Below are 22,339 nucleotides of genomic sequence, written 5' to 3'. Positions count from 1 at the left end.
AGGATTGCGTGACAGAAGTCTTTCATGTTACACAATGCAACACCCCGTTTCAGATTGAAATAGTGCCATGATCAGTATTCGTGTGGAGGACATTACCCGTGAAAGAACGCATTTTAATCATCGACGACGAACCCATAGCGGTGCGCAATCTGGCGTATGCCTTGCGCAAAAACGGTTACGAAGTGACCACCCGCGAAAGCGGCACGGGCGGTTTGGAAGCCTTGCAAACCCAAACCTTCGAGCTGATTCTGACCGATTTGCGCATGGAACGGGTGGATGGCATGGCGATTCTCAAACGCGCATTGGAAACTGACCCTGACATGGCGGTGGTGTTAATTACCGCGCATGGCACGCTGGATTCGGCGGTGGAGGCGATGAAAGCGGGGGCGTTTCACTACGTTGCCAAACCGTTCCGCTTGGATGAAGTGCGTAGCATTGTGGCAAACGCGCTGCAATTGGTGCAGCTCAAGCGCGAAAACCGCCGCTTGCGGGCGCAGGTAAGCAACGGTTTGCATACCCATGCCGGATTGGTGACGCAAAACCCCGCGATGTTGCGGCTGCTCGATACGGCGCAACAGGTGGCTGCAACCGATACTACCTTGCTGATTAACGGGCAAAGTGGTACGGGCAAGGAATTGCTGGCGCGTTACCTGCACCAGCACAGCCGCCGCAGCCAAGGCGCATTCGTCGGGGTGAATTGCGGCGCATTGCAGGAAGATTTGCTGGCAAATGAATTGTTCGGGCATGAAAAAGGCGCGTATACCGGCGCGGGTGAAGCGCGGGCGGGTTTGATCGAAGCCGCCAACGGTGGCACGTTATTTCTGGATGAAATCGGCGAAATGTCGCTGGCAATGCAGGTGAAATTGCTGCGCGTGGTGCAAGAGCGCGAAGTGCAACGCTTGGGGGCGCAAACCGCCGTGCCAGTGGATGTGCGTTTGATTACCGCAACCCACCGCGATTTACGTGCGGAAGTGGCGGCAGGGCGTTTCCGGCAGGATTTGTATTTCCGGCTGGATGTGGTGGGGCTGCATTTGCCGAGTTTGGTGGAACGGCGCGATGATATTCCCTTGCTGGCGTTCTTTTTCTTGCGCAAACACGCGCTGCGCATGGGGCGCGAGGTGGAAAATATTGCTCCGGCGGCCATGTCGGTGCTGTTGGGGTATCACTACCCCGGCAATGTGCGCGAGCTGGAAAACCTGATTGAGCGCGGCGTGGCGTTGGCGCGTGGCAATGAATTAACTGTGGCGGAATTGCCAGCAGCATTAGCGGCGCAAACGATTCATGCCTTGCCGGAAGCCCCGACGGAATTGCCGTCGCTGGTGCAGCGCGAAGAGGAATACATCCGCTACGTGCTGGAACATTGTGATGGCAACCGCACCAAGGCGGCGCAGATTCTGGGGATTGACCGCGTGTCGTTGTGGCGCAAGCTGAAAAAATACGGGTTGGTGGAGGGGGAGGAGTAACGTTTACGCCGCGTTTGTCACCCATTCTGTGCTTTTTTGGTTATCAAGTTGTTAACAGTGGCATGGCAGTCATCTGTTCTTGGTCAACCAAGGATTGGTAGCGATTTTGATACTGTTCGGTAATGGTTGGGATGCTGTAAAGTTGTTGAATGCGTTGTACAGCACGTGAACCCACTTCTTTACGCCATGCTTCTCCGGCATTTATCCATTCCAACCAAGTAAAAGCGAGTGCCGAAGGCGTAGTGTCTTGTATCGGCAAGCGTTGCCCGGTATTACCTATAATCCGTGCAACATCGCTGACATCGGTGCTGATACACGGAATTCCACAAGCCATGGCTTCTGCCACACTGTTGGGAAAGCCTTCCCCGTAAGTTGAGGTTAGTGTGTATAGATCTAACGCATTCAGCAAGTTGGGTATGTCTTTGCGCTCGCCGAGGAGGTGTACGTGTTGTTGCTTAGGAATGTGCTCTAGCAGATAACGTAACTTGGGGTTGAGTGACGTAATCTCCCGCCCGGCAAGAATGAAGTGAACCTGGGGTTTGTGTTGCAACAGCAGGCGAGCAGCTTCTAAAAACAAGGCATGATTTTTCACCGGATGATAATGGGCAAATAGACCAATTACGAAAGCATCATTAGGGATTCCTAAGCGTTGACGGACGTTGTCGCGGTGATAAGCATTCGGTGCAAACAGTTGAGTATCAAAGCCGTTGGGAATGATAAGGTTACGCTGCTTACTGTAACCAATGGTATTGTGCTGGTCAGCATTCAGGTAAGTGTTGTAGATGATGTGTGCGGGGCTGGTTGAACGTTTAGCGGCTAGTTCAATGACCCAACGAGTGGTGCGTGATTCTTTGCTGATGTCATGTAAAGGGTGGTGTATGTTCCATAGCACTGGATAGTGGTTGCCCAATGAAAGGTTTGCTAAGGATGCGGCAAGATTGCCGTGGTACATCCAACCTTGGAGGATGTCAGGTTGTAGGGTGCGTAGTAACCGTGTCAGTTTGAAAATTTGCCAACCTGCGGTGATGTTGTGGTGCATGTCCAGCGAGTAGACGTTAATCCCATGTGCGCGGATGCGGTTACTGAGTTCAGCTTCTCCATCCAAACACAGAACTATTGGCTCAAAGCGGTTGCGATCAGTGTGTGCCATGAGTTTGTATAACATCATGGCAGCACCGTCGGTATTTTCAGTGTTTAAACGGGTAATGATATGTACCACCCGAGTTTTCTTGGTTTTGTTTGCCATTAGGATCAATTCCCCCTATGTATTTTGCATTAACGCTTGCCCGTTATCGGCGTTATCGGTATGAGTTCATGCTGTTACAGATAGTCTGTTGCGGAAAGTAGAGGCAGGATGGAGGCGGGGATTTATCGGATAACTGTGTGAATGTGCCGAAAACGGCGTTCACTTGATATATGTCAATAACCCAGTGTTTGTGTGAATTTATCAGCAGCTTAGGCGACGGTATATTGACTTTAATCAAGCATGGTTTGTTTCCTCTGGAGGATGCTTAGCGCACCGGAGTGTGTTATTTCACACAGTATTGTGTGTTGTTACCGTTTCTTCGGTGAGGTGTTTAACTCTTTCGGAGGGATCTTATGCAAAACCAGCAGACCTACAATTACAGGGTCGTGCGGCAGTTTGCCATTATGACGGTGATTTGGGGGATCGTCGGCATGTTGGTAGGCGTGATTATCGCCGCACAGTTACGTTGGCCGGAATTGAACTTTGATATTCCATGGTTAACGTATAGCCGTTTACGCCCATTGCACACTAACGCAGTTATTTTCGCCTTTGGCGGTTCTGCCTTGTTTGCGACTTCGCTGTATGTGGTACAGCGTACCTGCCATACCCGCCTGATTTCTGACAAATTGGCGGGTTTTGTGTTTTGGGGATGGCAGTCTGTCATTCTGCTGGCAGCGATTACCTTACCGTTAGGTATCACCTCTTCCAAAGAATACGCGGAACTGGAGTGGCCAATTGATTTGCTGATTACGGCGGTGTGGGTTGCCTACGCCATACTGTTCTTCGGTACTATCATGAAACGTAAGACACCACATATCTACGTGGCGAACTGGTTCTACGGTGCATTCATTTTAACCATTGCATTATTGCATGTGGTGAATAGCGCGGCATTGCCAACGGCGATGTTTGGTGCTGGTGACTGGACTAAATCTTACTCGGCGTATCCGGGGGCGATTGATGCGATGGTGCAGTGGTGGTATGGGCATAATGCGGTCGGTTTCTTCTTGACTGCGGGCTTCTTGGGGATGATGTATTACTTTGTTCCGAAGCAGGCTAACCGTCCAGTGTATTCGTATCGCTTGTCAGTGGTGCATTTCTGGGCGTTGATTTCTACTTATATGTGGGCAGGCCCGCACCATTTGCATTACACCGCGTTGCCTGACTGGACTCAGACCTTGGGAATGGTGTTCTCGCTGATTTTGTTAGCGCCAAGCTGGGGTGGGATGATCAACGGGATTATGACGCTTTCCGGTGCTTGGCATAAATTGCGTACTGACCCGATTTTACGCTTTATGGTGGTTTCACTGTCATTCTACGGGATGTCGACCTTTGAAGGGCCGATGATGGCGATCAAAACCGTTAACGAACTGTCTCACTACACCGACTGGACTGTGGGTCACGTTCACTCCGGTGCATTGGGCTGGGTGGCGATGATTTCGATTGGTTCGATTTACGCCTTGCTGCCGAAATTGTTTGGGCGTGAAGGCATGTACAGTACCAAATTGATCGAAGTCCATTTCTGGGGCATGACCGTTGGGGTGGTGTTGTACATTGCTTCTATGTGGATTTCCGGGGTTATGCAAGGCTTGATGTGGCGTGCAGTGAATGCGGATGGCACCTTGACTTACAGCTTTGTGCAATCGGTTGAGGCCACTTACCCGTATTACACCGTGCGTTTGCTGGGTGGTCTGATGGTGCTGACCGGCATGTTGATGATGGCCTACAACGTGTGGAAGACCGTCGCAGGGAGCAAACCTGCTATTGATGCGATTCCCGCAGCAGCACATTAAGGAGGCAAACCATGAGTAGCAATAGCGGTCACGCAGTTGTTGAGAAAAATGTAGGTCTGATGGCAATCTTGATTTTGATTGTCGTGAGTATCGGTGGTTTGGCGGAAATTGTCCCGCTGTTCTTCATGAAAGATACCACTGAGCCAGTCGCGGGGTTGAAGCCTTATACCGCGTTGCAGTTGGAAGGACGTGATGTTTATATCCGTGAGGGTTGTTATAACTGCCATTCACAGATGATCCGTCCGTTCCGTGCGGAAACGGAGCGTTACGGGCATTACTCGGTGGCGGGCGAATTTGTCTACGATCATCCGTTCCAATGGGGTTCCAAGCGGACTGGCCCTGATTTGGCACGGGTTGGCGGGCGTTACAGTGATGACTGGCATCGCGTGCATTTGACCAATCCGCGTGATGTGGTGCCGGAGTCCAATATGCCCGGTTATCCTTGGTTTGCTGAAAACGTGCTGGATGGCGCGGATACCGCCGCCAAAATGAAAACCATGCAGGCGTTAGGCGTGCCTTATACCGATGAGGAAATCGCCAAGGGTGCAGAAGAAGTGAAAGGCAAAACCGAAATGGATGCTGTCATCGCTTATCTGCAAAATTTGGGTACTGCCATCAAAACACAGCGGTGAATACGATGGATTACAGTGATTTCCGTGGCATAACGACGTTGCTGGTTGTGATTGCATTTCTTGCAGTCGTATGGTGGGCATATAGCCGTAAACGTCAACAACGTTTCGATACGGCGGCGAATTCCATCTTCGATGCGGATGAGGAAAAGGTGCACAGCGCGTCAGTGAAGGAGGTAGACAAATGAGTGGTTTCTGGAGTGGTTGGATCATCCTGATCACATTGGGCAATGTTTTTGCCTGTTACTGGTTGGTTCGCTGGACAACGAAAAAGCGTCCGGGGGAAGCGGCGAGTGGTGAAGTAACGGGTCATCAGTGGGATGGCTTGGAAGAATACAATAATCCCATGCCGCGCTGGTGGCTGTGGTTGTTTTACATCACCATTATTTTTTCACTGGGTTATCTGGTGTTATTCCCCGGCTTGGGTACGTTCAAGGGCGTGTTGAATTGGTCGTCACAAGGCAGCCAATACGATGCTGAAATGCAGCAAGCTGCGCAAACCTATGATCCGATCTTCAAGAAATTTGCAGCATTACCCATCGCGGATGTGGCAAAAGATGAGGAGGCGCAAGGCATGGGGCGGCGGATGTTCTTAAGCTATTGCGCTCAATGCCACGGTTCGGATGCGGAAGGTGCGAAAGGTTTTCCCAACCTTGCCGATGCGGATTGGCTTTACGGTGGTGCGCCGGATCAGATCAAGCAATCTATCCTTGCGGGTCGTAATGGTGTAATGCCGCCGCATAAGGATCGGGTTGACGAAGCCGGTATTGATGCCTTAGCCAATTACGTCATGAGTTTGAGCGGGCGTGAATCTGATGCTGCAAAAGTCGCGCAAGGTCAGCAATTGTTCACCGCTAATGGATGTCTCGCTTGCCATGGCGCGGATGGTAAAGGCAATCAGGCATTGGGTGGCCCGAACCTGACTGACAATACTTGGTTGTACGGCTCTTCTGCTGACACGATCAAAGAAACCATTTCCAATGGACGCATGGGCATGATGCCAGCGCACGCTGATTTCCTTGGGGAAGACAAGGTGCATTTGTTAGCAGCTTATGTCTATGGTTTGTCACAGAAAAAGTGATGCCGTTGATTCCCCCTTTTACACCCTTCACCCCTTGTGGGGGAAGGGTGAGGAGGGGGTAATTTTTGATAAATGTCTTGAAAGTGGTTCGTAAAACAATAATCTGTTTTCCAATCCGCTTTTTATCAAATAAATCCGTTATGTTGCGTGTTAGCTTACGAGCCTTGTTACCCATTCAGGCTAAAGGATATTGATATGTCTGAACATTCTACGAATTCATCATCCAGTAAAAATCAAAATAGTGGTTTCTATAAACAGCACCAAAAAATTTACCCACGTCAAACCAAAGGAGTTTTTACTACCCTGCGTAAGTTTTCAGTATGGGGGTTGCTGGGGCTGTTTTATTTATTACCGTGGTTGAAATGGAATGATCAGCAGTTAGTATTGTTTGACCTGCCTGCGCGTAAATTTCATTTGTTTGGCATGACTTTTTGGCCGCAAGATTTTTTCTATTTGGCAGTCATTTTGATTTTGGCCGCATTATTACTGTTCTTTGTTACGGCGTTGGCGGGTAGGGTTTGGTGTGGGTATGCCTGCCCGCAAACCGTTTGGAGCGAAGTCTTCATTTGGATTGAGCAATGGGTGGAAGGCGACCGTCCGCAGCAAGTCAAACTGGATAATGCACCGTGGGATCGCGTCAAAATTGGTAAGAAGGCGATTAAACACGTATTGTGGCTGTTTTTCTCACTGTGGACAGGCTTTACCTTTGTGGGTTTCTTTGTGCCCGTCGAAACCCTGTGGTTTGAGCTTAGCAGCGGTATTATCGGTGGCTGGGCATTATTCTGGGTTTTATTTTATGGCTTGGCAACTTACGGAAATGCGGGTTTTTTGCGCGAACAGATTTGCCTGTACATGTGTCCGTATGCACGTTTCCAAAGCGCGATGTTTGATAAAGACACGCTGATCATTTCGTATGATGAGGCTCGTGGAGAACCACGCGGTTCGCGCAAACGTGGGGCAGAAAAGCCTACGGATAAAGGTGATTGCGTGGATTGTACTTTGTGTGTGCAAGTTTGCCCGACGGGAATCGACATTCGTAATGGCTTGCAATACGAGTGTATCGGTTGTGCTGCCTGTATTGATGCTTGTGATAGCATCATGGATAAAATGGGTTACCCACGTGGTTTAGTACGCTATACCACCGAGCACGCTTTACAAGGTGGCAAAACGCATATCTTGCGGGGGCGCACCTTCATTTATGCAGGGTTATTGCTGGCGATTAGCAGTGCCTTGCTGTATTCGGTGATGCAACGAGTACCGTTGGAATTGGATATTATTCGTGACCGTAATGCGCTGTTCCGAGATACGGGCGATGGCAATATCGAGAATATTTACACCCTGAAAATCATGAATATGGATGAAAGGGAACATCAATACAGTGTGAGTATTGCCGGTATCGAGGGTATTAGGTTGCAAGGGGTGGATAATCTGCATGTCGGCTCTGGCAAAGTGGCAGAAGTACCGATTAAGGTGATAGCAAACCCTGACAATATGACAAATCGTAGTCAGGAGGTTATGTTCCATATTGAGGCTAAAGATGATCCATCAGTCGCACAAACGCAGAAAGCCCGTTTTTTAGGCCCTAACAAGTAAGAGGTACGCAGCATGTATGTTGATGCGAAAGACACTACGCCATGGTACAAACAGCCTTGGCCTTGGCTATTGATGGTGATGCCTGCCACGGCAGTGGTTGCGGGTTTGTATACTTACTCGTTAGCAGCCAGTGGTAGCAGTGGTTTAGTGGTGGATGATTACTACAAAGTGGGCAAGGCGATTAATCATTCGTTGGCAAAAGGCCAGCAAGCCTCCGCTTTGGGGTTGCAGGGAAATCTTGCGTTAAATGGTACGGCGGTACGTTTGTTGTTGGATCACTCAGAGGTGCAGTCCCAACAGCCTTTGGTGTTGAAGTTGTTTCATGCCACCATCCCCGATCGTGATCAGTCAGTCACGCTGAATTATGCAGGAACGGGAATGTGGGCAGGTGAGATTCAAGCGTTAGCGGCGGGGAAATGGCATGTGCATTTGTTGCCATTAGATGAGCGTTGGCGGCTGGAGGGGGTTATGCCAACCGCAGAGGCGACAACACTGCTGCTACAGCCTGCTCAATAAACGTAAAGGTTAGAACGAAAAAAAGGCTCTCCCGAAGGAGAGCCTAAGTGCTTTAGGGTATGTAGAGCGTTGAAAATTGCTGATTCAGAGGAGGTAACGAAACATCGACATCAGCAATCTTCGGAAGTGATTACACCTGTTTTCTGTAGGGTTTACAATGCACCCGCTTTCGGTTTCTTGATACAGGTCAATTTAGTTTAATGTTTTGTTTCAAGCGCTTGTCATGGCAGGGTAGATGCAGCGATTATGTACCCGCTTGGCTTTGGGTTAAAAAAAGAGGTTGGTATGAGTGCAGTTCAATTCGATGCAGATTTGATACGTCGTTATGACACGGCGGGGCCGCGTTATACGTCTTATCCGACAGCGGTCGCGTTTGGGCCTTTTACCGAAGACGAATACAAGGCTCATGCTTATTTGAGCAATGAAGACCCCATCCCGTTGCCCTTGTCCTTGTATTTTCATGTGCCATTTTGCGATACGGTGTGTTTTTACTGTGCTTGCAACAAGATTGTGACCAAAGATCATTCCAAAGCTGAAACCTATCTGCAATACCTGTTCCGTGAAATTGAGATGCAAGCCAAGCTGTATGATCGTGATCGTATGGTGGAGCAACTGCATTGGGGGGGCGGTACGCCAACGTTTCTCAGCCATGATGAAATGCGGGCGTTGATGGATAAAACCCGTGAGCACTTTTCCTTGCATATTACCGATGAGGGGGATTATTCCATCGAGATTGACCCGCGTTCGGTGACGGCTGAGACCATTGGCCTGTTGCGTGAGATTGGTTTCAATCGCTTCAGCCTCGGTGTGCAGGATGTGGATGAGCGTGTGCAAGTTGCCGTTAACCGCATTCAGCCCATTGCGCAAACCTTGGCAATTATTGATGCCTGTCGCGCTTATGGTGCAAAATCTATCAGCGTGGATTTGATTTACGGTTTACCGTTTCAAACCGTTGAAAGTTTCCGCCAAACACTGGATACCATCATTGAAATGTCACCGGATCGCATTTCAGTGTTTAACTATGCACACATGCCAAACTTGTTTAAACCGCAGCGGCGCATCAATGAGGCGGATTTGCCATCCCCTGAAACCAAATTGCAAATCATGCAGTTGGCGGTGGAGCATTTAACCGCAGCAGGTTACGAATACATTGGAATGGATCATTTCGCCAAGCCCGATGATGAATTAGCGATTGCCCAGCGCCAAGGAACGTTACATCGTAATTTCCAAGGCTATACCACCCATGCTGATTGTGATTTGGTGGCAATGGGTGTGAGTTCCATTAGCAGTGTGGCGGAATGTTATAGTCAGAATGCTAAGACCTTAGAAGAGTACTACGCTGCCCTTGATACAGGGCATTTGCCCGTGATCAAGGGATTGACCTTGGATGATGATGATGTGTTGCGTCGCTACATTATCCAGCAATTGGCGTGCCATTTTACACTGAATTTTACTCAAGTTGAACGGCTTTTTAGTCTGGCGTTTGCAGAGTACTTCAGCCGTGAACTGGAGTTGTTGCAGCCAATGGTGAGCGACCATTTGTTGCAATTTACGGATACAGGTTTAGATGTCACGCCACGTGGGCGCTTTCTCATCCGCAATATTTGTATGGTGTTTGATGTCAGCTTGCGCAAGCAAAGTGTACAACAACGTTTCTCACGGGTGATTTAACCGCCGCTTACAGTGCATCACCTGCGGGTCGGCAGGTGTGATGTGCCAACTGTTTGAGGCGGCTCATGTCTTCGATTTTTACTAAGCGATGTTGCACTGCGATGATTTTTTCTTCCTGTAAGCGTGAAAACATGCGGCTCAGCGTTTCCACTGCCATACCAAGGTAGTTGGCAAGATCGTGACGCGCCATCGGTAGGTTGAATTCATTGCTGGAAAAACCGCGATCTTTATTGCGTTCCGACAAGCTGGAAAGAAACGTAGCAAGGCGTTCTTCGGTACGCATTTGCCCCAGTGTCAGCAGCAACATCTGTTCACGTTCCAGTTCTGAGCCAATTTGGCGCATCATTTGCCCGCGCATAATGGGTAATTTGCCGCACAGCTCTTGGAAATTATCCATGCTAAGCTCGCAGACGAGGGTGTCGTCTAAGGCTTGTGCATCACAGGTGTGGCGGTCGCGGGCAAAGGCATCAAACCCTAACAAATCACCGGGTAGGTAAAAGCCTAGAATCTGTTCCTCACCATCGGGTGTTGACAATGATGTTTTGATTGCACCTGCTTTGACGGCATAGATAGATTGTTGTTGATCATCGCGGTGAAACAAGTAGTCTTTTTTCTTGATTTTGACCGTTTTATTGATGGCATTTTCCAATAGCTCCAACTCATCACGGTTAAGACCACGTGGTAAGCAGAGTTCACTTAGGCTGCAATTATGGCAAGCAACGGCTGATTTTTTGGCGCTGTGTAAAGCAATTGTTTTCATGCGTCATCCCAAGCTGTGATGATATTCAAAGGATTGTTAGGTTTTTGTGCGATGGCTCTCTCAATTCCATCTAACCTCATGTTTTTTGATGTAAATCAAAACAATGCGAGCGTATTCACCTAAACTTCGGATTGTACACGTTTATTACCATTAGTGTAGGAGAATAGGTTGTCATGATTGAGCTATTATTTGGAAGCTGGATGGGTGTGCTAACCATTATTGTGATTCTATTCATGTTGGTGATGATGGGGTACTTAGGTTGGGTGTTCATCAAAAAGTCGGGTGAATAAGTTGTTGTAACAGGAACGCATTCCACTGTGGCACAATGCTAGCTACTATGCATCTATAGCAGTTAAACGGGACACTTCAGTGGAAGAGCAACAACTAAACGTAAAATCCTCGCCCAGCAGGGGCATTTATTTACTGCCCAATTTGTTGACCACCGGCGCTATGTTCGGTGGTTTTTATGCCGTAGTGGCCGCCATGCAGGGCAAGTTTGAAGCGGCAGCGGTGGCGGTTTTTATTGCTATGATTTTGGATGGGTTGGATGGGCGGGTTGCCCGCATGACGAATACCCAAACCGAATTCGGGGCGCAATATGACAGTTTGGCTGATCTGATTTCCTTTGGCGTTGCACCGGGTTTAGTTATGTATCAGTGGGCGCTGGTGCATTTACAGGCTTCGGGCACAGCATGGGGAAAGGCTGGTTGGTTAGCGGCTTTTGTTTACGTGGCGTGTGCAGCGCTGCGTTTGGCTCGGTTCAATACACAAATTGGTAAGGTCGATAAGCGCTTTTTCGTGGGCTTGCCGAGTCCAGCCGCCGCCGCAGTCATGGTAGGGATGGTTTGGGTATTCCATGATCTGGACGTGACGGGGCGTAACTTACAAATTCCTGCCTTATTGTTGACGTTATCCGTCGGCTTGTTGATGGTTAGCAATATCAGTTTTTACAGCTTTAAAGATTTTGACCTGCGTAACCGCGTGCCGTTTGTGGTGGTACTGGCGGTCGTATTGGTGTTTGCGTTGACGACGATTGATCCGCCTAAAGTATTGTTTGGGGTATTTTTATTGTATGCCCTGTCGGGGCCGTTACTGTGGGGGTGGCGGCGGTGGCGTAAGTTCCAGCGGCGTAAAAAAGGTGTTGATGCTTGAAGTGGAGTAAATTCTTACGCCCTGCGGGGCAACACGCGCTATTATTACATCCACTTTCAGATTGATACTTCGGTTGCTCAATAAACCAGTGCGCAGCCGTGTTTAGGAGCAGGAACATGTCTAAAGACCGTTTGATTATTTTTGATACGACGTTACGTGACGGCGAACAAAGCCCCGGCGCATCCATGACGCAAGAAGAGAAAATCCGCATCGCCCTGATGTTGGAAAAAATGCGGGTGGATGTTATCGAAGGCGGCTTTCCGATTGCCAGCCCCGGCGATTTTGAGTCGGTGAAAGCGATTGCCAGTATTGTCAAAGACAGCACTATTTGCGGCCTTGCGCGTGCGTTGGAAAAAGATATTGATCGCGCTGCCGAGGCTATTAAGCCTGCTAATTCCGGGCGTATCCACACCTTTATTGCGACATCTCCGATTCACATGCAGAACAAGTTGCGGATGACACCGGATCAGGTCGTTGAGCAAGCCGTATTCGCAGTGAAGCGGGCGCGTCATTACACCGATGATGTCGAGTTTTCGTGCGAAGATGCGGGGCGTTCTGAATTCGATTTTCTGTGCCGCGTGATTGAAGCAGCGATTGCAGCGGGGGCGCGTACCATCAATATCCCTGATACCGTTGGTTATCAAATTCCGTCTGTGTTTGGTGATATGGTCGGGCGCTTGATTGCGAATATTCCCAATGCTGATAAAGCCGTTTTCTCGGTACACTGCCACAATGACCTTGGCTTGGCGGTCGGCAATTCTTTGGCAGCGGTGATGCAAGGTGCGCGTCAGGTGGAATGTACCATCAACGGTCTGGGTGAACGTGCCGGTAACGCTTCTTTGGAAGAAGTGGTCATGGCGATTCGCGTGCGCCCCGACGTATTCCCGGTTGAAACCCGTATTGATGCGACCCATATCGTGCCGACTTCTCGCTTGGTGTCCAGCGTTACGGGTTTTCCTGTACAGCCGAACAAAGCGATTGTGGGTGCGAATGCGTTTGCCCATGAATCAGGCATTCATCAAGACGGCGTATTGAAACACCGCGAAACTTACGAAATCATGCGAGCGCAAGACGTAGGCTGGTCAGACAACAAAATCGTGTTAGGCAAACATTCGGGGCGCAATGCGTTCAAGACCCGTTTGCAAGAACTCAACATCGAATTGACGTCTGAAGAAGAACTCAATGCTGCATTTTCGCGCTTTAAAGATCTGGCAGATCGCAAACATGACATTTTCGACGAAGATTTGATGGTGTTGATGATGGATGCGCGTTCTGCGCAAGAAGATGTTGCGTATGAGTTGCTGGCGTTGAATGTTTGTTCCACCACCGGCGAAGCCCCGGATGCAAAAGTGATCCTGAAAGCCCATGGCAAGGAACAAACCGCCAGGGCTATTGGCGGTGGGCCTGTCGATGCGGTGTACAAAGCCATCGAAAGCATTGTCGGTGAAACCGCGACACTGGCATTGTATTCCGTCAATAACATTACCAGTGGTACGGATGCGCAAGGCGAGGTTACGGTACGTCTGGATAAAGGCGGGCGTATTATCCACGGGCATGGTGCGGATACTGACATCGTGATCGCTTCCGCTAAAGCCTATGTGGATGCGTGGAACAAACTGGCCAGCCAAGCACTGCGCGAACACCCGCAGCACCATCAGGGAGTGTAAACACGGGTGGATTTGCAGGTACGCAAGCGCTACATGCAGGCAATGGGAATTCCGGTGTGGATGCCGAAAGCAAGTGTAGAGGAAGAAATCCCCCCCGCCCCCCCTTTTTCAAAGGGGGGAGTAGATATGCCACTTCCCGTTGTTCCAAGTTCTCCGCTTCCTGTCGCCCCCGATTGCTCCACCCTCTCCTGGCAAGACCTCCGTACCGCCGTCCAGTCCTGCACCCGTTGTGCTATCAGCAAAACTCGCACCCAAACAGTGTTTGGCACGGGCAATCAACAAGCCGCATGGATGGTCATCGGCGAAGCACCCGGTGCAGAAGAAGATCGTCAAGGCGAACCATTTGTAGGTAAGGCTGGTCAATTGCTCAATAATATGTTGTTAGCGATTGGGATGCCGCGTGAAACCGTTTACATCGCCAATGTCCTCAAATGCCGACCGCCTAACAACCGTGACCCGCACGCCGATGAAGCAGCTAATTGCCGAGGCTATTTGGAACGTCAAATTACGTTGGTCAATCCCACGCTGATTCTGGTAGTGGGGCGTATTGCTGCACAAAACCTGTTACAAACCACTGCGCCATTAGCACGTTTGCGTGGGCAAGAACATCACGTTCCCGTTAGTGGCACACCTGTTGTGGTTACTTATCACCCAGCTTACTTGCTACGCCAACCGTCTGATAAGCGTAAAGCATGGCAGGATTTATTGTTTGCCCGTGAGGTGTTTGCCCGCCATGCCCAACCACCACTCTGATACTGATTTTTTACCGCTGCGCCCGATGACACTGGGTGATTTAGCGACAGTGGTGGCGCTGGAAAATCGTGCATATCCCTTTCCTTGGACACCAGCAATTTTTAGCGATTGCCTTAAACACGGCTATTCTGGCTGGATTTATGAACAGGACAGTGAGTTGTTAGGCTATGCGATGCTGATGTTTGTGTTGGATGAAATGCACTTGTTAAATATTTGCCTTGCGCCTGAATTACAGGGTCAAGGTTTCGGTAGTCGTTTGTTGAAAACTGTGGAGCGTATTGCGCGGGCTGCCAAGGCAGAAACCTGTTTTTTGGAAGTGCGCCAGTCGAATTTTTCCGCGATTCGTTTGTATTTAAACGCAGGGTTTAATGAGGTCGGGGTGCGTAAAGGGTATTACCCGACCGAATTTGGGCGCGAAGATGCAATGGTAATGGCAAAAACCCTGTTCTAGGGTGTTGTAAAAAAGTGGCGGATAGGGTAGGTATTGCCGTCTTGTAGTAGTATTATTGCCACTTTTATGGCAGGAGCTTGAACAAAAGTGTGGGTAAAACGGAATTTTCAAGGTCAGTGGCAATGTTGAGTCCAGTCGATGCTACGCACGTGCCGCCTACCGTGCATCATATCCCCGCTGATAAAGTCTGTGGGCGTGCTAAAGATGTGATTCGGCGCTTGCAAAAAGCGGGCTACGAAGCCTATTTGGTCGGTGGTTGTGTTCGTGACTTGTTGCTTGGTTTAGTGCCGAAAGATTTTGATATTGCGACCAGTGCACATCCTGAAGAAATTCGGCGCTTATTCAACTCCTGCCGTTTGATTGGGCGACGTTTCCGTTTAGCGCATATTTACTATGGGCGTGATTATTTGGAAGTCGCTACTTTCCGTGCTCCGCATGATGACAGTGATGATGGTGGTAAGGTCAATGATGTAGGGCGTATCATCAACGATAATGTCTATGGCACGTTGGAAGAAGACGTGTGGCGACGCGATTTCACCATTAATGCTTTATTTTACGATCCGATTAGCGATGAGCTGTTGGATTTTGTTGGGGGGTTAGACGACCTGCGCAATGGCAAAATCCGTTTATTGGGCGATCCAGAACAGCGTTTCCGTGAAGATCCGGTACGTTTGCTGCGAGCGATTCGTTTTGCGGCGAAATTAGGGTTTGAAATTGAACCGGCTACCTTGGCTTGTATGCGCCCAATGGGTATTTTGCTGGAAGGCGTTTCCTCCGCACGTTTATTCGATGAAATTATTAAGTTATTGCACAGCGGTCATGGTTGGAATACCTTTCAGTTATTGGGTGAATACGATTTACTGCAATATTTGTTGCCTTTAACTTATGAAAGTCTTGAAGATGATGATACTGGCAATTTTGAGCGAATGATTGCTTTATCGTTGCGCAATACTGATCAGCGCTTGGCGGAAGGTAAATCTGTGATGCCTGGATTTCTCTATGCGGTGTTGTTGTGGCATGAAGTATCGGTAGTGGCTGAAGAGTTACAGAGAAAAGGAATGCCGGAACTGCAAGCGATGACCCAAGCCGCAACCGATGCTTTGCAGGATCAGGTGGATTTCACTGCTGTACCGCGCCGTTTCAGTAACATTACCCGTGAAATTTGGTTATTGCAGTCACGTTTTCGTTACCGTGATTTGCGGCGTGCGAATCTTTTACTGACCAATCCACGCTTCCGTGCCGCTTATGATTTTCTGTGCTTGCGTGCCGAAGCGGGTGAGCCTGTGAAAGATGAAGCCGAATGGTGGACAGCATTCCAAACGGCAACGCCCGAAGAGCGTGAGGTGATGTGCAAGGGGGCAGCGGTAAAAGGCAGTTTGCGCCGTCGGAAAAAGCGTCGTAAACCGGGCATTGTTACCAAAGCGGCGCATACGCCAGCATCATGAAGCCAGTGCTTTGCTATATTGGTTTAGGCAGTAATTTAGGTAATCCCACTGCCAATCTGCATTCTGCCATTGCGCAACTGTCCGGTGTTGAGGGCATCGAGTTGCGGGGCGTATCCCGCTTTTATGTGAGCAAACCGATGGGGCCGCAAGACCAACCGGATTATGTGAACGCGGTGGTTGGTATCCAAACCCGCCTTGCTGCACATGATTTGCTGCAAATCCTCTTTACGGTGGAACGGGCGCATGGGCGGGTGCGCGATGCCAGCCAGCGCTGGGGTGCGCGAACTTTGGATCTCGATTTGCTGCTTTACGGTGATGCTGTGATTGCGACTGCCGATTTGCACGTACCGCATCCCGGTATTTGTGAACGTTCCTTTGTGCTATTACCCTTGGCTGATCTTGCACCGCATCAGGTGTTTCCTGACGGGCGTAAGTTGCAAGATTGCCTCGCGGCCTTGGCATGTGATGATCTTCAGACGCTGGGTTGAACGGCGTGCGTAAACGCTTGGTGTCCTTGCGTCATTTTGAACCACACGGTGTATAACGCTGGTAAAAACAGCAGGGTCAACAGCGTTGCTACCAGTAAGCCGCCCATGATCGCAATTGCCATTGGCCCAAAGAATACGCTTTTCGATAGCGGAATCATTGCCAAAATCGCGGCCAATGCGGTGAGCATAATGGGGCGAAAACGCCGTACTGCGGCTTCAATCACTGCCTCACGTGGGACTTGCCCTTCGTCAATATTGCGTTCAATCTGATCCAAAAGAATCACCGAATTGCGCATGATCATGCCGGAAAGTGCAATGGTTCCCAACATGGCGACAAAGCCAAACGGGCGGTTAAACAGCAATAGGAACAATGAAACTCCAATTAACCCAAAGGGAGCGGTTAGCACTACCATGATCACGCGCTGAAAACTTTGCAACTGAATCATGAGCAAAGTCAGTACCACCACGATGAACAGCGGGAAGCCTGCACCAATGGATTCATTGCCCTTAGCACTTTCTTCCACTGCCCCGCCGGTTTCCAACTTGTAACCTAACGGGAGTTTGGCTCGTATTTCTGGCAAGCGGGTTTCGACTTCTGCGGTCACGGTCGGTGCTTGAATTCTGCTGTAAATATCGCCGCGTACTGTGATGGTGCGGGTACGGTTGCGATGCCACAAAATACCTTCTTCTTGTACGTAGTCGATACTTGCCAGTTGGGACAACGGCACTGTTTTGCCGGTGGATGTCGGTACATTCAAGCCAGCCAGCCGCGAAATCATGTCACGTTCACCCTCGACACCACGCAGCAAGATGGGAATGGTTTGGTCGTGTTCACGGAATTCGCCAATCGGTGTGCCGCTCAAAGTGCTTTGTAACACTTGCGACAGGGCGGATTGGGTGACACCGAGGCTGATGGCTTTTGCGGTATCCAGTTTGAGGCGAATGGCTTTGTTGCGTTCGTTCCAGTCCAGATGCACATTCACCAGATGCGGGTTGGCACGCATCACATTAGCGACTTGTTCGCCGAGGTCACGCAATGTCCACAAATCGTCACCCGAAACGCGGAATTGCACCGGATAGCCGACAGGCGGGCCATTTTCCAAGCGAATCACCCGCCCACGCGCATGGGCAAATTGCCCACTATTGTCCAGCAACTCGATCAACTGACCGCGCAAGGTTTCACGATCGGCAATACTCTTGGTAGTAATCACGAACTGTGCAAAGCTGGCGGCAGGTAATTGCTGATCCAGCGGCAAGTAAAAGCGTGGTGAACCGTTGCCGACATACGCCACAAAATTCTCGACGTGCGCTTGCTGAGTATTTAAGTAGGTTTCCAGTTTATCCACTTCTGCTTGGGTGGCGTCTAACGACGAACCTTCAGGTAACTTCAGGTCAACGATCAATTCCAAGCGGGTGGCGTCTGGGAAAAACTGCTGTTGCACAAATTGGAACATGAAAATAGATCCCGCGAACGTCGCCACAGTCAGGACGATGACGGTCAGTGGGTATTGCACGCAAGCACGAATCAACCCCCGAAACCAGCGGTAAAATCCTTCGGCAAGATGGTGTTGGGCATCAAGCAACGGTTTGAGCAGCCGCCCCATCACGCCCGTTTTTTTGGTGCTAGGGTCATGTGGCACATGATCCGGCAATAATTTGTAGCCCAAATACGGGATGACAATGACTGCCGCAAACCACGAAATGACCAATGCAATCGTCACCACCTGAAAGATGGAGCGGGTAAACTCACCGACCGACGATTGCGCCGTCGCAATCGGCAAAAAACCGGCTGCTGTCACCAGTGTTCCCGTCAGCATGGGAATCGCGGTGGTGGTGTAGGCGAAACTGGCGGCACGAATCCGATCCCAGCCGTCTTCCATTTTCACCACCATCATTTCAATCGCGATAATGGCATCGTCCACCAATAGCCCCAGCGCCAGCACCAAGGAGCCTAATGAAATCTTGTGCAAACCAATACCGAACAGGTGCATCATGAAAAACGTCCCCGCCAATACCAGCGGAATGGAGAGTGCGACCACTGTTCCCGCCCGCATTCCCAAGCTGATAAAACTCACCGCCAACACGATGATGATGGCTTCAGCCACCACTTGCAGGAATTCATTGATGGAGCGTTTGACGGCGGAAGGCTGGTCATTGACGCGGTGTAATTCCATGCCGATGGGGAGCTGGCTCTCGATGCGTACCAATGCGGCATCCAAGGATTTGCCCAGCGCAATAATATCGCCGCCTTTGCGCATCGACACGCCAATCCCCAAGGCTGCTTGCCCCTGATAGCGGAACGTGGAGTGTGGTGGGTCGGCATAGCCACGTTTTACCTCGGCGACTTCGCGGAGGCGCAAGGTGCGGTTGCCTAGATTGATTGGCAGGTTGCGGATGTCTTCCAGCTTGCTGAAAGCCCCTTCGGGACGCACGTAAATCCGGTCGTTATCCGTGTTATATGCACCCACTGCGGTGATGGTATTTTGTGCCTGCAATACGTCCACTAATTGTTGGACGCTGAAACCGAGGTTCGCCAGCTTGCTGTTGGAAAGTTCGATGGTGATCCGTTCCTCTTGCTCACCAATGCTGAGGATTTTGGCGACATCTTTGACCAGTAATAGTTCTTTGCGGATATTATCAGCGGCATCACGCAATTGGGCGAAGTTGAAGCCATCCCCCGTCAGCGCAAAAATATTGCCATAGGTTTCGCCGAATTCGTCGTTGAAGGTGGGGCCAACCACCCCTTGCGGCAGGGTATGGCGCATATCCCCGACACGCTTACGAATGTCATAAAACATACCGGGCATGGCAGCAGAAGGCGCATCGTCTTTGGCTATGACGAAAATATTGGCTTCACCGGGGCGCGAAAAGCTGCGCACGACATCAATATAATCCGTTTCCAAAATGGTTTTTTCGATGCGCTCGGTGACTTGCGATTCCATTTCCTGCGCGGTAGCACCCGCCCAATACGCTTGCACCAGCATGACTTTAAAGGTGAAGGGCGGGTCTTCCGATTGCCCTAATTTGTTGTAGCCGAAAATACCCAAGCCTAGGGTCAGGATCATCAAATACAGCACAAAATTGCGGTGGCGTAGCGCCCATTCTGACAGGTTGAAGCTGCTCATGCGCCCGCCTTGCCATCATACGGGATGGGGTTGATGATTTGCCCATTGCTCAGTTTGTGGACTCCGGCAGCAATGATTTTTGTGCCTGCTGGTAAGCCTGTCACGGTAACGCCTGTTTCGTGAAAAGCAGTTACGGTGACGGGCTGCAATTGCACTTGGTTGTCGGTATTCACTACCCACACGGCGGTTTGCTGGCCTTGTTGGAACAGTGCCGAAGCGGGCAACCAGCGGTCGTCGTTGGTGTGAATGTTGGCGAGGCTGACATCTGCTGTTACGCCTAGACGTAAATCGGGTGGCGGGTTCAACAAGCTGATTTTGACCAGAAAGCTGCGGGTAGTGTCGGTCGTGGGTGATACTTCGCGGACTTTGCCCTGAAAGACAGTGTTGGGTTGTGACCAGAGTTTGATGTCAGTGAGTGCACCTGTTTGCAGGGTTTGTACGGTGGTTTCGCCGACACGGATGTGGACTTCACGTTCACCTGCGTAAGCAATGCGGGCAACCGGTGTCCCGGCCGCAACCACTTGCCCCACTTCGATGTTGACTTGCGTGATAACGCCTGCTTGTGCGGCGCGTAATTCGGTGTAACCTGCTTGGTTGCCGCTCAGTTTGAGTTGGGCTTTGGCAGCAGCTACTTTGGCAGCGGCGGCATCATGGGCAGCTTGGGCGTTATCTAATGCAGATTGCCCGATGAATTGCTTGCGACGTAATTCGGCGACCCGTGCGAGTTCGGTTTTGGTGTTGGTGAAATCGGCTTCAGCAGCGGTCAGATTGGCACGAGCACTGCTGGTGTTGAGGTTTAAGTCAGTCGTATCAAGGCTGGCAAGCACTTGCCCTGCGCTAACAGCAGCGCCGACATCGACGTTACGTGCCATCACTTTGCCCCCGACGCGGAAGGCGAGATCGGCGGCTACCCGCGCTTGGGTTTCGCCGGAATAGGTTACGCTGTTGCGAGTGGCTTGGTCGCTGACTGTCCAAACTTGTGCGGGGCGGATGACGGTTGTGGGTGTTTCTGGCTCTTGACAGGCGCTGAGTGCCAGTAACAGTAGTAAGGGAAGAAAAGCTGAGTGCTTCATGGATTCTCCGGGGTCAGTGCGCCGCGCCATAACGCAGTCAAAGCATTTTCCAGCATGAGCAGGTAATCGTTGGTACAGGCACAGATCAGTGAACGTTCTTTCATCAATTCTTTGAGCGGGGTAGGGCGTAGCAGTTGCCATAATCCCAGAATGAGTGCGTAGCTTTGCAGCATCAGTGCTTGGTTGATCAAAGGGAAATGGCGTTGTAAGGCGGTCACTGTCGTATTGAGGCGAGCATAGGTGCGTTCCTCAAAAGCGTAACCCACTTCCAGAGGAATGTGCTTTTCCATCATGCCGTGGCATTGCGTTGCTAAGGGCAGGAAAATGGGGGTATCCAGCAGGAATTGGCGCTTGATGGCGAACATATCGCCCATTACCATCGGCGTATCTTGCAATGCCCGTTGTGCGACACGGTTAAAAAACTCGGTTACATGGCGCTCATGGATGGCAAGAAACAATTCTTCTTTGCTGCGGAAATACAGGTATACCGTGCCTTTTGCCACACCAGCCGCAGCGGCAATCTCAGCAACGTTCGTTATGCGCTCGGGTTGGGCAAGCCACTGCTGCTCGGCAGCATCGAGAATGGCTTCACGGCGTTGTTCTTTGTCTTCGGGATTGGTGGCGCGGATTTGCATATAAATGACTGCTGGTCAGTTGTTTGTAAAGAGTCTAAATGACTGTTGGTCAGTTGTCGAGATTGAATCCAAAAATCGTATACAATACTTCAATTATTATTCGTTAGGGGAAGGTCATGACACCAGAACAAGCCAAAATTGTCCAAAATGCTCGCAAGTATGCCGATGAACGTGCTAAGGGCTATCGCGAACAAGCCTTGAAGCTGTATCCGTGGATTTGTGGACGCTGCGCCCGTGAATTTAACCACGCCAATTTGCGTGAGTTAACCGTGCATCACCGTGACCACAACCACGACAATAACCCTCAGGACGGCAGTAACTGGGAACTGTTGTGCTTGTATTGCCACGACAACGAACACCAAAAGCAAATTGAGGCCGTTTATGGTGGTTCAGCAGGTACAACAGGGCCAGCGGCAGCAACACACAACCCATTTGCCAACCTGAAAGAACGAATGAATAAAAAATAACCGTAGGGTGGGTGGAGCGGAACGCGATACCCTATACGCATCAACTTTAAGCCCTCCATTCCCTAACTTGCTGTAATCTCATCCAATTATTAGGTTTTTTCCTCCGTTTGTTTTGTCGGCAAGCGGTTGAAGAAGCGAAGAGTTTTGCCAGTTGCTTGAGGCATTTTATCAAGCTGCGTCGCTCAGCGATGCAGGCGGCAAGATGGGAAGCCTGTTCCTGAATGGCTTGAACACCTTTGGTGAGGCTGCGCTGGGGTATTTCCCACAATCCGGTGAGCATGATCCAGTGTTGGATGAGGATAATCAGTAATTTGACGTAGATTTCACACAAAAT

The 22,339-nt window shown here is 50.3% G+C and carries 22 protein-coding genes; 17 read left to right on the top strand and 5 right to left on the bottom strand.

The window, feature by feature from the left end; translation table 11 throughout:
- Positions 1-98: 98 nt before the first annotated feature.
- Complete coding sequence (locus BLV87_RS16425) at positions 99-1,463, top strand: sigma-54-dependent transcriptional regulator (protein WP_093070428.1); 1,365 nt, start codon at positions 99-101, stop codon at positions 1,461-1,463.
- A gap of 43 nt (positions 1,464-1,506) precedes the next feature.
- On the opposite strand, the gene BLV87_RS16420 is transcribed toward BLV87_RS16425, so the two are convergent.
- Positions 1,507-2,709 carry a glycosyltransferase gene (locus tag BLV87_RS16420; RefSeq protein WP_093070427.1) on the bottom strand — a complete coding sequence of 401 codons (1,203 nt, stop codon included), beginning with the start codon at positions 2,707-2,709 and terminating at the stop codon, positions 1,507-1,509.
- Between the two features lie 353 nt (positions 2,710-3,062).
- On the opposite strand from BLV87_RS16420, the gene ccoN reads away from it, so the two are divergent.
- The 7 genes from ccoN to hemN all read left to right on the top strand — a co-directional run bounded on the left by ccoN (position 3,063) and on the right by hemN (position 9,989).
- The gene (ccoN, locus tag BLV87_RS16415) at positions 3,063-4,499 is read left to right on the top strand and encodes a cytochrome-c oxidase, cbb3-type subunit I (protein WP_093070426.1); all 1,437 of its coding nucleotides are present in this window, start codon (positions 3,063-3,065) and stop codon (positions 4,497-4,499) included.
- A gap of 11 nt (positions 4,500-4,510) precedes the next feature.
- Positions 4,511-5,131 (top strand): cytochrome-c oxidase, cbb3-type subunit II, encoded by a 621-nt coding sequence (gene ccoO, locus BLV87_RS16410; RefSeq protein ID WP_093070424.1) that lies wholly within the window; start codon positions 4,511-4,513, stop codon positions 5,129-5,131.
- Positions 5,132-5,136: 5 nt separating this feature from the next.
- Positions 5,137-5,316 carry a cbb3-type cytochrome oxidase subunit 3 gene (locus BLV87_RS16405; RefSeq protein ID WP_093070422.1) on the top strand — a complete coding sequence of 60 codons (180 nt, stop codon included), beginning with the start codon at positions 5,137-5,139 and terminating at the stop codon, positions 5,314-5,316.
- Entirely contained in the window at positions 5,313-6,209 is an 897-nt protein-coding gene (ccoP, locus tag BLV87_RS16400) for a cytochrome-c oxidase, cbb3-type subunit III (protein WP_093070420.1), read from the top strand. The genes BLV87_RS16405 and ccoP overlap by 4 nt, the downstream gene beginning before the upstream one ends.
- Before the next feature lie 195 nt (positions 6,210-6,404).
- The gene (ccoG, locus tag BLV87_RS16395; protein ID WP_093070418.1) at positions 6,405-7,802 is read left to right on the top strand and encodes a cytochrome c oxidase accessory protein CcoG; all 1,398 of its coding nucleotides are present in this window, start codon (positions 6,405-6,407) and stop codon (positions 7,800-7,802) included.
- Positions 7,803-7,814: 12 nt separating this feature from the next.
- Entirely contained in the window at positions 7,815-8,318 is a 504-nt protein-coding gene (locus BLV87_RS16390; protein WP_093070417.1) for a FixH family protein, read from the top strand.
- 285 nt (positions 8,319-8,603) lie between these two features.
- On the top strand, positions 8,604-9,989 hold the full coding sequence (gene hemN, locus BLV87_RS16385) for an oxygen-independent coproporphyrinogen III oxidase (RefSeq protein WP_093070452.1): 1,386 nt from the start codon (positions 8,604-8,606) through the stop codon (positions 9,987-9,989).
- Positions 9,990-9,996: 7 nt separating this feature from the next.
- On the opposite strand, the gene fnr is transcribed toward hemN, so the two are convergent.
- On the bottom strand, positions 9,997-10,749 hold the full coding sequence (gene fnr / locus BLV87_RS16380; protein WP_093070415.1) for a fumarate/nitrate reduction transcriptional regulator Fnr: 753 nt from the start codon (positions 10,747-10,749) through the stop codon (positions 9,997-9,999).
- Positions 10,750-10,922: 173 nt separating this feature from the next.
- Here fnr and BLV87_RS16375 point away from each other — a divergent pair, with 173 nt between their 5' ends.
- The 7 genes from BLV87_RS16375 (at position 10,923) to folK (ending at position 16,705) form a co-directional block, all read left to right on the top strand.
- On the top strand, positions 10,923-11,039 hold the full coding sequence (locus BLV87_RS16375; protein ID WP_093070413.1) for a DUF3149 domain-containing protein: 117 nt from the start codon (positions 10,923-10,925) through the stop codon (positions 11,037-11,039).
- Between the two features lie 79 nt (positions 11,040-11,118).
- The gene (pssA, locus tag BLV87_RS16370; protein WP_093070412.1) at positions 11,119-11,901 is read left to right on the top strand and encodes a CDP-diacylglycerol--serine O-phosphatidyltransferase; all 783 of its coding nucleotides are present in this window, start codon (positions 11,119-11,121) and stop codon (positions 11,899-11,901) included.
- A gap of 116 nt (positions 11,902-12,017) precedes the next feature.
- Positions 12,018-13,568 (top strand): 2-isopropylmalate synthase, encoded by a 1,551-nt coding sequence (locus BLV87_RS16365; RefSeq protein ID WP_093070410.1) that lies wholly within the window; start codon positions 12,018-12,020, stop codon positions 13,566-13,568.
- Positions 13,569-13,574: 6 nt separating this feature from the next.
- Positions 13,575-14,321, top strand: a complete 747-nt coding sequence (locus BLV87_RS16360) for a uracil-DNA glycosylase (RefSeq protein WP_245707061.1) — start codon at positions 13,575-13,577, stop codon at positions 14,319-14,321.
- Positions 14,302-14,772 carry a ribosomal protein S18-alanine N-acetyltransferase gene (gene rimI / locus BLV87_RS16355; protein ID WP_175518000.1) on the top strand — a complete coding sequence of 157 codons (471 nt, stop codon included), beginning with the start codon at positions 14,302-14,304 and terminating at the stop codon, positions 14,770-14,772. Before BLV87_RS16360 ends, rimI begins: the two co-directional genes overlap by 20 nt.
- 122 nt (positions 14,773-14,894) lie before the next feature.
- Entirely contained in the window at positions 14,895-16,217 is a 1,323-nt protein-coding gene (gene pcnB / locus BLV87_RS16350) for a polynucleotide adenylyltransferase PcnB (protein ID WP_093070407.1), read from the top strand.
- Positions 16,214-16,705, top strand: a complete 492-nt coding sequence (folK, locus tag BLV87_RS16345) for a 2-amino-4-hydroxy-6-hydroxymethyldihydropteridine diphosphokinase (RefSeq protein ID WP_093070405.1) — start codon at positions 16,214-16,216, stop codon at positions 16,703-16,705. Before pcnB ends, folK begins: the two co-directional genes overlap by 4 nt.
- On the opposite strand, the gene BLV87_RS16340 is transcribed toward folK, so the two are convergent.
- Genes BLV87_RS16340 through BLV87_RS16330 form a run of 3 tightly spaced genes read right to left on the bottom strand, consistent with a single transcriptional unit; the run spans position 16,690 to position 21,538 of the window.
- The gene (locus BLV87_RS16340) at positions 16,690-19,830 is read right to left on the bottom strand and encodes an efflux RND transporter permease subunit (RefSeq protein WP_093070403.1); all 3,141 of its coding nucleotides are present in this window, start codon (positions 19,828-19,830) and stop codon (positions 16,690-16,692) included. The genes folK and BLV87_RS16340 overlap by 16 nt on opposite strands.
- Positions 19,827-20,903 (bottom strand): efflux RND transporter periplasmic adaptor subunit, encoded by a 1,077-nt coding sequence (locus BLV87_RS16335; protein WP_175517998.1) that lies wholly within the window; start codon positions 20,901-20,903, stop codon positions 19,827-19,829. The genes BLV87_RS16340 and BLV87_RS16335 overlap by 4 nt, the downstream gene beginning before the upstream one ends.
- Complete coding sequence (locus BLV87_RS16330) at positions 20,900-21,538, bottom strand: TetR/AcrR family transcriptional regulator (protein WP_093070400.1); 639 nt, start codon at positions 21,536-21,538, stop codon at positions 20,900-20,902. The genes BLV87_RS16335 and BLV87_RS16330 overlap by 4 nt, the downstream gene beginning before the upstream one ends.
- Before the next feature lie 116 nt (positions 21,539-21,654).
- Between BLV87_RS16330 and BLV87_RS16325 the strand changes: the two genes are divergently transcribed.
- Complete coding sequence (locus BLV87_RS16325) at positions 21,655-22,005, top strand: YajD family HNH nuclease (RefSeq protein ID WP_093070398.1); 351 nt, start codon at positions 21,655-21,657, stop codon at positions 22,003-22,005.
- A 151-nt stretch (positions 22,006-22,156) separates the two neighbouring features.
- Complete coding sequence (locus BLV87_RS19515; RefSeq protein ID WP_175517813.1) at positions 22,157-22,315, top strand: hypothetical protein; 159 nt, start codon at positions 22,157-22,159, stop codon at positions 22,313-22,315.
- The last annotated feature ends 24 nt before the right edge of the window (positions 22,316-22,339 follow it).

Origin of the sequence: Thiothrix caldifontis (genome assembly GCF_900107695.1) — a bacterium.
Taxonomy (GTDB): Bacteria; Pseudomonadota; Gammaproteobacteria; order Thiotrichales; family Thiotrichaceae; genus Thiothrix; species Thiothrix caldifontis.
This window is presented reverse-complemented; position numbering and strand designations above follow the sequence as displayed.

What these genes read in the sequence shown, in the direction of transcription:
- BLV87_RS16420 (WP_093070427.1), bottom strand. Translation starts at nt 2,709, where the DNA reads ATGGCAAACAAAACCAAGAAAACTCGGGTGGTACATATCATTACCCGT.
- ccoN (WP_093070426.1), top strand. Translation starts at nt 3,063, where the DNA reads ATGCAAAACCAGCAGACCTACAATTACAGGGTCGTGCGGCAGTTTGCC.
- ccoO (WP_093070424.1), top strand. Translation starts at nt 4,511, where the DNA reads ATGAGTAGCAATAGCGGTCACGCAGTTGTTGAGAAAAATGTAGGTCTG.
- BLV87_RS16405 (WP_093070422.1), top strand. Translation starts at nt 5,137, where the DNA reads ATGGATTACAGTGATTTCCGTGGCATAACGACGTTGCTGGTTGTGATT.
- ccoP (WP_093070420.1), top strand. Translation starts at nt 5,313, where the DNA reads ATGAGTGGTTTCTGGAGTGGTTGGATCATCCTGATCACATTGGGCAAT.
- ccoG (WP_093070418.1), top strand. Translation starts at nt 6,405, where the DNA reads ATGTCTGAACATTCTACGAATTCATCATCCAGTAAAAATCAAAATAGT.
- BLV87_RS16390 (WP_093070417.1), top strand. Translation starts at nt 7,815, where the DNA reads ATGTATGTTGATGCGAAAGACACTACGCCATGGTACAAACAGCCTTGG.
- hemN (WP_093070452.1), top strand. Translation starts at nt 8,604, where the DNA reads ATGAGTGCAGTTCAATTCGATGCAGATTTGATACGTCGTTATGACACG.
- fnr (WP_093070415.1), bottom strand. Translation starts at nt 10,749, where the DNA reads ATGAAAACAATTGCTTTACACAGCGCCAAAAAATCAGCCGTTGCTTGC.
- BLV87_RS16375 (WP_093070413.1), top strand. Translation starts at nt 10,923, where the DNA reads ATGATTGAGCTATTATTTGGAAGCTGGATGGGTGTGCTAACCATTATT.
- BLV87_RS16365 (WP_093070410.1), top strand. Translation starts at nt 12,018, where the DNA reads ATGTCTAAAGACCGTTTGATTATTTTTGATACGACGTTACGTGACGGC.
- rimI (WP_175518000.1), top strand. Translation starts at nt 14,302, where the DNA reads ATGCCCAACCACCACTCTGATACTGATTTTTTACCGCTGCGCCCGATG.
- pcnB (WP_093070407.1), top strand. Translation starts at nt 14,895, where the DNA reads ATGTTGAGTCCAGTCGATGCTACGCACGTGCCGCCTACCGTGCATCAT.
- folK (WP_093070405.1), top strand. Translation starts at nt 16,214, where the DNA reads ATGAAGCCAGTGCTTTGCTATATTGGTTTAGGCAGTAATTTAGGTAAT.
- BLV87_RS16340 (WP_093070403.1), bottom strand. Translation starts at nt 19,830, where the DNA reads ATGAGCAGCTTCAACCTGTCAGAATGGGCGCTACGCCACCGCAATTTT.
- BLV87_RS16335 (WP_175517998.1), bottom strand. Translation starts at nt 20,903, where the DNA reads ATGAAGCACTCAGCTTTTCTTCCCTTACTACTGTTACTGGCACTCAGC.
- BLV87_RS16330 (WP_093070400.1), bottom strand. Translation starts at nt 21,538, where the DNA reads ATGCAAATCCGCGCCACCAATCCCGAAGACAAAGAACAACGCCGTGAA.
- BLV87_RS16325 (WP_093070398.1), top strand. Translation starts at nt 21,655, where the DNA reads ATGACACCAGAACAAGCCAAAATTGTCCAAAATGCTCGCAAGTATGCC.